The 12045-nt window shown below is 47.8% G+C and carries 12 protein-coding genes; all 12 read right to left on the bottom strand.

All coding sequences use genetic code 11. The features are described 5' to 3' along the window. Positions 1 to 2: 2 nt before the first annotated feature. The 12 genes from AC1DOV_RS09550 to AC1DOV_RS09495 all read right to left on the bottom strand — a co-directional run bounded on the left by AC1DOV_RS09550 (position 3) and on the right by AC1DOV_RS09495 (position 12017). Positions 3 to 455 (bottom strand): thiol-disulfide oxidoreductase DCC family protein, encoded by a 453-nt coding sequence (locus tag AC1DOV_RS09550; protein WP_477549778.1) that lies wholly within the window; start codon positions 453 to 455, stop codon positions 3 to 5. A gap of 6 nt (positions 456 to 461) precedes the next feature. Then, complete coding sequence (gene ruvB / locus AC1DOV_RS09545; RefSeq protein ID WP_076270841.1) at positions 462 to 1463, bottom strand: Holliday junction branch migration DNA helicase RuvB; 1002 nt, start codon at positions 1461 to 1463, stop codon at positions 462 to 464. Between the two features lie 19 nt (positions 1464 to 1482). Continuing rightward, entirely contained in the window at positions 1483 to 2118 is a 636-nt protein-coding gene (ruvA, locus tag AC1DOV_RS09540; protein ID WP_054027250.1) for a Holliday junction branch migration protein RuvA, read from the bottom strand. After that, entirely contained in the window at positions 2115 to 2618 is a 504-nt protein-coding gene (gene ruvC / locus AC1DOV_RS09535) for a crossover junction endodeoxyribonuclease RuvC (RefSeq protein ID WP_076270842.1), read from the bottom strand. The genes ruvA and ruvC overlap by 4 nt, the downstream gene beginning before the upstream one ends. 161 nt (positions 2619 to 2779) lie before the next feature. Further along, entirely contained in the window at positions 2780 to 3427 is a 648-nt protein-coding gene (locus AC1DOV_RS09530) for a BofC C-terminal domain-containing protein (protein ID WP_339207873.1), read from the bottom strand. Between the two features lie 196 nt (positions 3428 to 3623). Next, a complete protein-coding gene (locus AC1DOV_RS09525; RefSeq protein WP_477549777.1) occupies positions 3624 to 5990 on the bottom strand; it encodes a LysM peptidoglycan-binding domain-containing protein in 2367 nt (788 codons plus the stop codon). A gap of 203 nt (positions 5991 to 6193) precedes the next feature. Continuing rightward, on the bottom strand, positions 6194 to 7063 hold the full coding sequence (gene pheA / locus AC1DOV_RS09520) for a prephenate dehydratase (protein ID WP_430057746.1): 870 nt from the start codon (positions 7061 to 7063) through the stop codon (positions 6194 to 6196). After that, positions 7060 to 8055: a homoserine kinase gene (gene thrB / locus AC1DOV_RS09515; RefSeq protein ID WP_477511929.1), complete on the bottom strand. Its 996-nt coding sequence runs from the start codon at positions 8053 to 8055 to the stop codon at positions 7060 to 7062. The genes pheA and thrB overlap by 4 nt, the downstream gene beginning before the upstream one ends. 5 nt (positions 8056 to 8060) lie before the next feature. After that, on the bottom strand, positions 8061 to 9347 hold the full coding sequence (locus tag AC1DOV_RS09510) for a homoserine dehydrogenase (RefSeq protein WP_076270847.1): 1287 nt from the start codon (positions 9345 to 9347) through the stop codon (positions 8061 to 8063). Positions 9348 to 9371: 24 nt separating this feature from the next. After that, on the bottom strand, positions 9372 to 9809 hold the full coding sequence (locus AC1DOV_RS09505) for an ACT domain-containing protein (protein ID WP_076270848.1): 438 nt from the start codon (positions 9807 to 9809) through the stop codon (positions 9372 to 9374). 131 nt (positions 9810 to 9940) lie between these two features. Continuing rightward, positions 9941 to 11266, bottom strand: coding sequence for a GTPase ObgE (obgE, locus tag AC1DOV_RS09500; protein ID WP_477549776.1), 1326 nt, complete (start codon positions 11264 to 11266; stop codon positions 9941 to 9943). A 13-nt stretch (positions 11267 to 11279) separates the two neighbouring features. After that, on the bottom strand, positions 11280 to 12017 hold the full coding sequence (locus AC1DOV_RS09495) for a Spo0B domain-containing protein (RefSeq protein ID WP_076270850.1): 738 nt from the start codon (positions 12015 to 12017) through the stop codon (positions 11280 to 11282). Positions 12018 to 12045 lie beyond the last annotated feature (28 nt).

The raw sequence follows: 12045 nt of genomic DNA, 5'->3' as shown, positions 1-12045 counted from the left end.
TCCTAGTTCTCCTCCCTCTTCTGCGGCAAATCGCAGCCATTAACGGAACAGCTTTGTTCTGTAGATCCAAACCATTCATATCTTCTTTTGGCTACAAATTTGTACATACGATTAGCTATGCTTTTCATACCAGGTATTCGATAAATTACTGACAGCCAGCGAAAGCCCTTTACCGTTCTTAATATACGAACAATTCCATCCGCACCAGCAAAGAGCTGCCCCTGCTCATCAGCAACATGCATTTTCTCATACAACTCATCAAATTTCAACAAACCAACGGAAGGAATTAGCTGTTCCGTACTGCCTGCTGCCTCCAACTGTTGAATTTGAACATAATGCAAATCCGCTTTAGAGTGAAGCTCCTTCAGCTTCGCAATGGAACCCAGGCACAGATTGCAATGGCCATCATAGATAACATAAAGTTTCTCAGCGGCACCTTTGGCTCTGGAACTCATGGCGTACTACCTCCCCGGTATCGGTAGACCTAGGTGACGATAGGCGTTTTCCGTAGCAATCCGGCCTCGCGGCGTTCGCTGTAAAAAACCGATTTGCATTAAATACGGCTCATAGACATCCTCAATCGTTTGGCTTTCCTCGCCTATCGTTGCTGCAATTGTATCAAGGCCAACTGGCCTGCCGGCAAAAGTAGTCATCATCGCTTGCAGCATTTTGAAATCGATGAGATCGAGTCCCATTTTATCTACCTGCAGCAGCTCAAGCGCCGAACGCGCGATGTCATGTGTAATCACTCCGTCGCCGCGCACCTGCGCGAAATCACGCACTCGTTTAAGAAGACGATTCGCAATCCGCGGTGTTCCTCGAGACCGCATTGCAATCTCAGAAGCCGCTTCACCTACAATGCTGACGTTCAATATTTCTGCTGTTCTAGCCACGATAAACGCAAGCTCATCCATTGTATAAAATTCTAATCGGCTCACTACTCCAAAACGATCACGAAGCGGCGCAGATAAAAGCCCTGCCCTTGTAGTCGCGCCAATCAAGGTAAAAGGCGGCAAATCGAGTCGAACCGATCGAGCGCTCGGCCCTTTGCCAATCATAATATCGAGTGCAAAGTCTTCCATTGCCGGGTACAATACTTCTTCTACCGTGCGATGAAGGCGATGAATTTCATCAATAAAGAGTACATCGCCTTCCTGCAGGTTTGTGAGCAGTGCAGCAAGATCACCAGGACGTTCAATCGCAGGTCCGGATGTCGTGCGAAGGCTCACTCCGAGCTCATTGGCAATAATGTTCGACAAAGTCGTTTTACCAAGGCCCGGAGGACCATACAGCAGTACATGATCAAGCGCTTCTTTGCGCAATTTTGCTGCTTCAATATATATTTTCAAGTTTTCCTTGGCTTTTGTTTGCCCAATATATTCGGCTAAATAACGGGGACGCAAGCTGAGCTCAACTGCCTGATCTTCCATCATCAGGTTGGCGGAAATGATTCTATCATCCATCTGCCTTCATCTCCCTACTTTAACCTTTAAATAGCTGCTGCAAAGCCCGCTTCATCAAAGAATCGACTGATTCCTCCGCCGTAACGCTATGCTGCAATCCATTCCATGCTTTATCAAGCTCCGCTGCTGTGTAGCCCAGCGCAGCAAGCCCTTCCCTTGCTTCCTGCCAAGCGGTGCCTGCGCCTTGACCTGAATGCCTGCTCGATGTGAGATCAAGCGCAACACCTGCCGCAGTCAAAAGACCTCCATCCAGCCCCGCCCCGATCAGCTTGTCCTTTAGATCTAAAATCATCCGTTGTGCGGTTTTTTTCCCTATGCCCGGAAGCTTAATGAGAAACGCTATATTTTCCTGCTGAATAGCGGCTATAACCGCATCCGGTCGACCACCTGACAAAATGCCCAAAGCGACGCGCGGACCAATGCCGGATACCTCCAGCAGCTTGCGGAACAGCGTCTGCTCCTCTCTCGTCTCAAAGCCAAACAACAAAACAGCATCCTCGCGTACGTTATGATGAATATAGACGACGACAGGTTCTTCTTTTTTTGCAAATGCATACGGATTAGGAGTAAATACACGATAGCCGGTATCTCTTACGTCCAGAACGATATATTCGGATTCTAGATGGACGACATTGCCTCTTAAAAAATCGATCATGAACGTTTCACCTCATTTATTTTCTGATTGAGTACGACCGAGTGCGCATGACAGATCGCAACAGCGAGCGCATCGGCAACATCATCGGGCTTCGGCACTGCCGAAAGCTTCAAAAAAACCTTAACCATTTCTTGTACTTGTTTCTTCTCCGCTTTGCCATAACCAACAACCGCCTGCTTTACTTGAAGCGGCGTATATTCGCCAATAGGCAATCCGCGCTGCGCAGCAGCCAAAATAATAGCGCCCCTAGCCTGCGCCACATCAAAAGCCGTCGTCACGTTTCGATTAAAAAATAGTTTCTCTATGCCCACAGTATCCGGCTTATATTTATCCATTAAAGCGCCCGCAGACTCGTAAACTTGCAGCAAACGCTGCTCTGAAGGCGTATGAGCTTCCGTCTGAATCGCACCGTATTGCACGGGCGTAAGCTTGTGTCCGATCTTATCTATGAAACCAAATCCAACGATCGCATAACCAGGGTCAATTCCAAGAACGCGCAAACGGTCATCTCCTCAAAATAACTGCTTTCTCCACATACTCACTGAAAGTTGCTTCATCCATTATAGCAAAAGATGGCGTGAATGAGAACGCGCGTTTGATATTTCGGCCTTTAGACATAAAGAAAGGAGACCGCACGATGATGTGCGATCTCCTTTGTCACTTACTCTTGCTGATAGGCTGGGTTCATTACTTTCTGATTTTGCTCAATAGCATAGTCGCTATAGGTGGATAGAACACTATTATATTCTTCCATGTCGGTTATCCGAATCCCTTTGGTAAGCTGGTCCAGCTTATCCTGCGGCAAACTGCTCTCCATATAGCGAACGTCCAGCTGGAAAAAGGTTCGAACAACCTTTTCTTTTTTTGGAGCACCGTCATAAAGGGTAAGATTCCCTTTCTTGTCGACGCCCATATACGCATTCGCTTTACAATGCTCGGACAAATCCTCAATACGCTCTTCAAACTGAACGGTGCCCTGTTCTTGATTCAACATGACCTTCCACTCCGGATGTGCAAGCACTAGCTGAACAATCTCTTTACTCATCAATTGACCCAGAAGCTTCGATTCTTCGCCGCACACATATACGAGGCGCAGCTTTGCAGATAGCGCTCCATCAAGCTTCTCAAGCTCTTGAATAACGCTCGTTTGATTCGCTGATGGCTTGGGTGCAGCTGTGACAACATTTTTATTAGCGATAAAGAGCCAACCTGCTAGCAAGCAAAACATAATAACGCCTAACATCCAAACGGGACGCCGCTTTCTCTTTAAACGTTTCTTTAAGTTTTTCCAAAGGCTGAATTCCATCATAGGGAAGACCCCTTCTTTATATTTTTTGATAGTATGCGCCATAATTACATAAATATTCAAAACGATTTATTTGTAAGAATCCATAGTTTAAGCTGCTTGTCCGATACCTGTTTTTTCAAAAAAATGACTAGCATTATGTATTCATAACAAAGAAAGCCCCAAAGGATAGTAGACCTTTGGGGCAGCATACATTCATTTAACGATTGATCCAAGGCTGATTTCCACGTTTTTTCGGTTTATTAGGCCGTGTGGAAACTGTTCGAATAACTGCTTTTTTGTTCGATTTCTTTGGTACAACTATCTTTGCTGGTTTTTCAATTTGTACGTCAGCCGCCTTTGCAGTGTTTTGATCAGAACGATTTCCTTTGCAGCCGCAATCGTCTTGATTCATATTGCCTACACCGGCTGTTTGAGGCCAGCCTTGATTAGATGGAAACGGCTGTGCGTATGGGGAGAAACCAGCTACAGGATAACCATAACCGCCATCATTTTGCACTTGAACCGGCATTACATTCCCATGCCCGCCATGACCATAGCCGGAGCCATAACCATATTCAGGCTGCATGCTCGATGGGAAAGCCATCCCTTGGTTCGGCTGTGTTGCAAACGGCGATACCATGCCTTGGTTCGGCTGTGTTGCAAATGGCGATACCATGCCTTGGTTCGGCTGTGTTGCAAACGGCGATACCATGCCTTGGTTCGGCTGTGTTGCAAATGGCGATACCATGCCTTGGTTTGGCTGTGTTGCAAACGGCGATACTGCACCTTGGTTTGGCTGTGTCGCAAATGGCGATACCGCACCTTGGTTTGGCTGTGTTGCAAACGGCGATACCGCGCCTTGGTTTGGCTGTGTTGCAAACGGCGATACCGCGCCTTGGTTCGGCTGTGTCGCAAATGGCGATACCGCACCTTGGTTCGGCTGTGCTGCAAATGGCGATACCGCGCCTTGGTTTGGTTGCGTCGCAAATGGCGATACCGCGCCTTGGTTCGGCTGTGTTGCCAGCGGTGATACACTGCCTTGGTTCGGCTGTGTCGCCAGCGGTGATACACTGCCTTGGTTTGGCTGTGTCGCTTGAGGGGACACCTTACCTTTATTCGGCTTTGTTGCCAGCGGCGATACCATGCCTTGGTTCGGCTGTGTTGCCAGCGGTGATACCATGCCTTGGTTCGGCTGTGTTGCCAGCGGCGATACCATGCCTTGGTTCGGCTGTGTTGCCAGCGGCGATACCATGCCTTGGTTCGGCTGTGTTGCCAGCGGCGATACCATGCCTTGGTTCGGCTGTGTTGCCAGCGGCGATACCATGCTTTGGTTCGGGAAAGCAGAAGTTCCGGCTACCATTTGACCACTTTCCTGCATGCCATGGTGGAGTGGATTTATCATGGGATAACCATAACCCCATTCAGGGCCAACGCCCATTGGCATGCTGGATGGAGATGGGTAACTGCCGACAAATACCATCCCCGGCGGACACTCAAATGGCGCCTCGATGCCTTCATGCATTGGGCTTACCGTACTTCCGAATGGCACAGGTTGATGCCAATCTCCGTAACCGTAGCCATGTTCCATGTGAGCAGGCATGGTCATTGGTTGACCAAATCCATACCCCGACTGAATTGGCATGGTCATCGGTTGACCGTAACCATATCCCATCTGTGCCGGCATAGTCATCATTGGCTGATGATGCCCATATCCTCCGTAAGTAGGCTGCTGTGCAGCTGGCGAGATTGCTTCAGGTGCTTTTGGCAAATCATACAAGGATAATGCTTCGGTTGCTGGGATGCCATATTGCTTGAATAAATCAACATTTGGCTTGTATTCGGAATGAATCGGTTTTAGCTTTTTCTCAACAGGCTTTTCGATCGGCAGCGCCTTTTTGGCTGGCTCAACTGCTGCCGCCTTAGGGGCAGGAAGAGGAGCTGGTTCTACTGGCTTCACAATAGGTGCTGTTGGTTTTTTCTCTTGAACAGGTGCAACAGGCGTTTCAGGAGCAGGGGCTACCGGTGCTGGTGCAATAGGCGCAGTTGGCGTCTTGCCTGCAATTGGAGCTGTTGGTGTTTTTCCAATAATAGGCGCAGTAGAAAGCTTTCCGACCCAGCCCTGTACCCCTTGCATGATTGAGCTTGGGTGAAGGGCGTGATGACCTCCTGTGTTTTGTGCCACGCTCTGCCCAGCTTGTTGTCCAGTACCTCCAGTACCTTGGCCACCAGTTCCTTCAGTCATGGTTTCGCCTACTTTAGGGATATTCACAACTTCACCAGTAAGCAATACATTCGGATTTTTGAGCTGCGGATTCGCTTTAATCATATCCGCGAGCGGCACGCCCCAAGCTTTCGAGAGCTTCCAAAGGGTATCACCTTGTTTCACAATATGCTGATGCATGATGTCCATTCCACCTCCTGCGCCGCCCGCGATGCTTGAAGGAATTTTCAGCTTCATGCCAACATCAATGGCGTCCGGATTCGTAATACCCGGGTTCAGCTTCAAAAGCTCTTCGAGCGAAACATTATACTTTTGGCCGATAAAGTATAACGACTCGCCCTTCTTCACAATATGGATTTTCACTCGTTGTTAACCTCCTGTCACGTTCTGAATAACCAGGCACTGCTAATGCCTATTATCAATCCTTACATCCTATGCAGAATATGGGCAGGTGTCTCCACTTTCACAAAAAAAATAGTAAAAAGCCGAGTTCACCCAACAGAGTGAACTCGGCTTTCTATTCCAATATCGATTAAACCTAAGATGTAACGCACAACCAGCTATGCTTATTTCTTGAATTCAGTAAAGCTTGGATAGCTTCCTAATACGCGAACCTGACATCCGATTGCTTCAATTTCTTGAATGGCTGATGGAAGCAAAACGGTATCAAGAGCCATATCAATGTCGATGAAGAAATAATAATTGCCGAGCTTCTTCTTCGTCGGGCGCGATTCAATTCGGGTCAAGTTGATTTTGCGCCATGCAAAAGCAGAAAGAACCTGGTGGAGCGCTCCCGGGTAATCCTCTGGCAATGTAATTAAGATGCTCGTTTTTATTTTATCGGATTTACGATCGGTATAGGGCTCTGATCCGACCAGCAAAAACCGAGTGTAATTATTATCATGATCTGTAATCTCACTTGCGAGAACATCAAGCTTCTCGTTCGCAGCAGCAGTCATCGTGCCAATAGCTGCCAAACCGGCATTCGGATTGTTTTGAACGATTCTAACGCCCTCAGCTGTACTGCTGACATGTTCTGTAACCGCATGCGGAAGATGTGTACGCAGAAATTGCAAGCACTGTGCGATCGCTACAGGATGGCTGATCACTTTAGTAATACGTGAGTAGTCCATTTCCCCATTATCGTTTAACAGTTCAGATTGTCGGCCGATCAAATTTTGAATGGAGGGATAAACCCACTCCGCTTGAATCGGAATATCAACCTCATGTACAAGCCAATCCATATGAAGGCTAACAGAACCCTCAATCGTATTCTCGATCGGAATGATGCTGTAATCACTTATTCCATTGACAGTAGACAGGAACACATCGGATATTAGCCGATGATGCTTCCAGTTTATTTCTTCACCGCGGAATAAATGTCTTGCTGCCTCATCCGATACGGAGCCAGCAGGTAAAACCGCTATCGTCTTCATCGCTTCATATCTCCTTTAATTCGATCCGGAAGAGGAATCGCAGGCTGCGAAGAAATATCCTCTATCGTAATTTGAGGACCTTGAGCGCTTGGCGACAGCCATAGCGTATTTGCTTCAATGCCCTCCTGCTTTAGCGTATCAAGCAGAAATGTTTCAAGCATGGATTCGCCCGAGCTGTGTGCAGCACCGGCTTCCGTATCCTCAACAAATGCAATCAGCGTCGGCCCTGCTCCGCTTAGCGCAGCACCAAGCGCGCCGTGCTCTACCGCACGCTCCAGTATAGTTGCCATGCCGGGAATCAGGGCTGCACGGTAAGGCTGGTGCAGCCGATCCTTCATCGCATGGCGAATCATACCTAGCTCGCCGCCAGCAAGCGCTGCGACGAGCAAAGAGCTGCGGCTGACGTTAAATATGGCGTCAGCCATACTGATTGTAGACGGAAGCGCATGACGCGCCTTCTCCGTCGACAGCTGAAAGGCTGGAATCGCGACAAGCGTCTTCAGCTTGTGATGCGGCTCAATTCTAACATAATCTGCTCGCTCCCCATCCCAAGCCGAGACGACAATGCCGCCGTATAGTGACGCGCCGACATTGTCCGGATGGCCTTCCAGCGCTGTTGCCATTTGAAACAGCTTATCATCCGTGAGCGGACTGCCAATCAATGCGTTCGCAGCAACCAGAGCGCCTACGATTGCAGACGCGCTGCTGCCTAGTCCACGAGTGAGCGGAATATCGCTATGCATCGAAATCGAGAGCTCTGGCACGGATACGCCTGCTTCTTTGAACACAAGCTGCGCAACCTTATAGATTAAATTCGTTTTGTCCTTTGGCAATCCATTCATTTGATCGCCGTAAAACTGGAATTCCGTTCGTTCAGAGATGCTCATTTCAATCCAAGCGTATAGCGAAAGAGCCATCCCCAGCGTATCAAATCCTGGTCCGAGGTTTGCTGTACTTGCTGGTATTTTTACGATTACTCTGCGATTGTTCATAAGATTTATCCTTCTACGCGATAGACGCTTTTCACTTTATGAACGACATCCAGTGAGTCAAACTTAGCAAGCACCTTCTGGATAGCCGCTTTGTTCGCGTCATGAGTGATGATGATGATCTCAGCTTCCGGATTAGACGGTGTCGGCTGCTGCAATACCGACTCCAAGCTGACCTCAAAGTCAGCGAATACTTGCGTTATGCGTGCAAGAACGCCGGCACGATCTGCCACTTTAAGCAGAATGAAATATTTAGATGAGATCTGCTCGTCAGTCTTGAGCTTCTTCTCTTTATAAGCAAGGCTTCCTTGCATGCCGTTCACACCAAGCTTCAGGTTTTTCACAACGGCCACCAAATCGGATACGATCGACGTAGCAGTCGGAAGCTCACCCGCGCCTGCGCCATAGAACATCGTTTCACCAACAGCTTCGCCATATACATAAACCGCGTTAAACACGCCGTTTACCGATGCGATAGGATGCGATTGCTTCACCATCGTTGGTTGAACGCTGATGCTGATCAAATCATCCTGGCGCTCTGCGATACCAAGCAGCTTCACTTCATAGCCAAGACGCTTCGCGTACAAAATATCTTCTTTGGATACCGATGAAATGCCTTGAACGGATACATCCTCAAGCGCAACATTGGCACGGAATCCGATCGTAGCGAGAATTGTCATTTTGCGCGCTGCATCAAGTCCTTCGACATCTGATGTCGGGTCTGACTCCGCATAACCAAGCTCCTGCGCTTCTTTAAGCACATCTAGATACGAAGCGCCTTCTTGACTCATCTTTGTCAAAATAAAATTCGTTGTGCCGTTCACAATGCCCATAATTTTATTAATGCGGTCGGAGGCGAAACCTTCGACAAGTGTACGAATAATCGGAATACCGCCGGCTACGCTTGCTTCATACAAAACATCGCAGCGGTTTTCTTTGGCTTTGGCCAATATTTCAGGACCGTGCATTGCCATCAAATCTTTATTTGCCGTTACGACATGTTTGCCAAGGGACAGCGCTTCTAGTATATATTCTTTCGTAAGCCCAATTCCGCCCATAACCTCAACGATAACATCAATTTCAGGATGGCGGATGACTTCCCAAGGATCCTCAGTTAGCTTGCTTGCATCCACTGCAATATTACGCGATTTGCTTTTATCTTGAACGAGTACCTTTTCAATTACGATCGGCGAACCGACCTGACTTGCCAAATCATCCTGATGTCCCTCAACAATTCGAACTACACCTGTACCAACTGTACCAAGACCTAATAAACCAACTTTAACCGGCTTCATATATACCCTCCATTATCAATTCTGTTATCCTTGTCCGATGACCGAAGCTTTACGCACGCCTGGTTGACTGCGAAGCATTTCAACCAGCGATGACAGTTCTCCGGAAAGCTGCGAAATATCGACCGAAATGACGACATTAGCGAAACCTTGGAGCGGAATGGACTGATTCATCGTCAGCACATTGCCATCTTGGCTCGCCACCATGCTAAGTACGTTGGAGAGTACGCCTGAACGATGCTCCAAATCCATAGAAATGGTCGCAATACGTTCTCGTTCCAGCTCATTTAGCGCGTAGACACCATCTTTATACTTATAAAAAGCGCTTCGGCTAAGTCCAACACGTTCAACCGCCTCATGTACGGTTGCCGCATCTCCTCGGCCAAGCATCTCCTTCACTTGTATCGTCTTCATAATCGCTTCCGGTAAAATATCCTCTCGAACGACATAATAGCGTTTCGTCACTATACGTCCTCCTCAAAAAGACAATTGTTCACCTATAGTGGACATTATATCGAAATATACAGTTTGGGGCAATAGGCAAAACAAGAAAAGACGGCTTTCGCCGTCTTCATTTGTTAATATGTGCGAATGCTCTAGCCATTCGGATTATAGTCGCTGCCCTCGAAGAATTCAAAAGCAAAGTCGCCGATTTGAACCATATCGCCGTCTTTTGCCCCCATCTTGCGAAGCTCGGCATCGACACCCATTTTGCGCATCGTGCGTGCAAAACGCATAACTGCATCATAGGAAGTCAAATTCATCCGTTTCATGTAGTTGCTAATGCCAGCACTAACAATAACGAACACTTCATCTTCCTTATGGATGGTGAAAGTCGTTTCTTCGCGCTTCTCGTACGTATAAACTTTACGCTCAGCAACATCTTTCACATCCGCGATTTCAACTTCCTCTGAAACCGTATCAAGAATATCAGCTGCTTTATATAGTAGCTCCTGTACGCCTTTTTTCGTTAGCGAGGAGATTGGCAAAATTTCATATTGACGATCACCGCTAACTTCTGCGAGCTTTTGCTTGAATAACTCAAGCTGCTCCTCAGAATCCGGCATGTCCATTTTGTTTGCAGCAATAATTTGCGGACGATCTGCTAGCTTCTCATTATAGAGAACAAGCTCCTCGTTGATTTTCACCCAATCATCAAAAGGATCGCGTCCTTCGGACGCTGACATGTCGATGACATGAACGATAACCCTCGTCCGCTCTACGTGACGAAGAAACTCATGACCTAGACCAACGCCTTCATGCGCTCCTTCGATAAGCCCAGGCAAGTCAGCCATTACAAAGCTGCGGCTATCCCCAACGTCAACGACACCTAGATTCGGTGTAATGGTCGTAAAGTGATAAGCGCCAATTTTCGGCTTAGCGCCAGATACGACAGATAGCAGGGTTGATTTGCCTACGCTTGGGAAACCAACAAGACCTACATCTGCCATTACTTTAAGCTCAAGAACAACCCAGCGCTCTTGTCCTTCTTCACCATTCTCCGAAATATAAGGAGCTGGATTGTTTTGCGTAGCGAAGCGAATGTTGCCGCGTCCGCCGCGTCCGCCTTTTGCAATAACGATTTGTTGACCGTGACGAGTCATATCCGCAATAATTTCTTGCGTATCGTCATCAACGATTATTGTACCGGGTGGAATCCGTACGATTGTATCATCAGCACCCGCTCCGTGCATGCTTTTTACTTTTCCGCGCTCGCCGCGATCAGCCTTGAAATGCTTCTGATAGCGGAAGTCCATCAGTGTGCGCAGACCCTCGTCAACTTGAAATATCAAGTCGCCGCCTCGGCCTCCGTCGCCACCTGCAGGACCACCTTGTTCTACATACTTCTCACGGCGAAAAGAAACGATACCATCGCCTCCGTCGCCGCCTTTTACAAATATCTTCGCTTTATCGACAAACATGATGTGCCCCCGTTCATGCGCGCATTTCCGCCCTCAGCAACACCTTTGCATACGGCTGCTCGAAGTTGATCGGCTGCATTGGCGCGCCTTCCAACTGCTGTTGTATTTTTTGCTTCCATTGCTGTTCATTCATTAGTTCGCCATCATAATAGAAGGCTGCATACAGTGCATCCTCATCCAGCGATAGCTCCAGCGTAAGAACAGCAGCATTACCATAGCCAGGCTTAGCCGCAAACCGATATGCGTTAATCGTATGAATGAGCGTTTCGGCTATTTGATCGGCATCTGCCGTTATTTCGTTTAAATGAATGTCACCTTTAATTACAATTTGTAACTCCAGCGAATTCGATATCGTACGAAACGATTGAATATAACTAATCAGTGATGGAACCCCTAGCTTGGATATACTGCTCTCCACAGCCATCCGTTCACTTATTTTCTCCACATACTCGGCGGCTTTATCCAGCTTTTTGAGCCTAATATAGCCAAACACGACTTGCAGGTCGTTCATCCAGTCATGACGATGATGATTGAGAGTTCGTATTGCAGAGTTTTGCAACGATTGAATCGTTCGCGCAGTCCGCTCTGCGTGCTCTTTCCGTTCCGTTCGTATCCAGTAAGTCGCAACAGCTATAAGCCAAACGAGAAAGACAGCAGTTAACCACACTTGATTGGGCCAAATAAGTACAGCGGCGCATGGCAACAAAATGGTTGCCGCCGCGTAATATTTCACCGTTGTTAAGCGTCCCATCGATTAAACCTACTTTCTTCGTATTTCC

The organism is Paenibacillus sp. 01T47 (assembly GCF_056398245.1).
The sequence above is the reverse complement of the archived record's forward strand: the minus strand, read 5'-3'. Positions and strand labels throughout refer to the sequence as shown.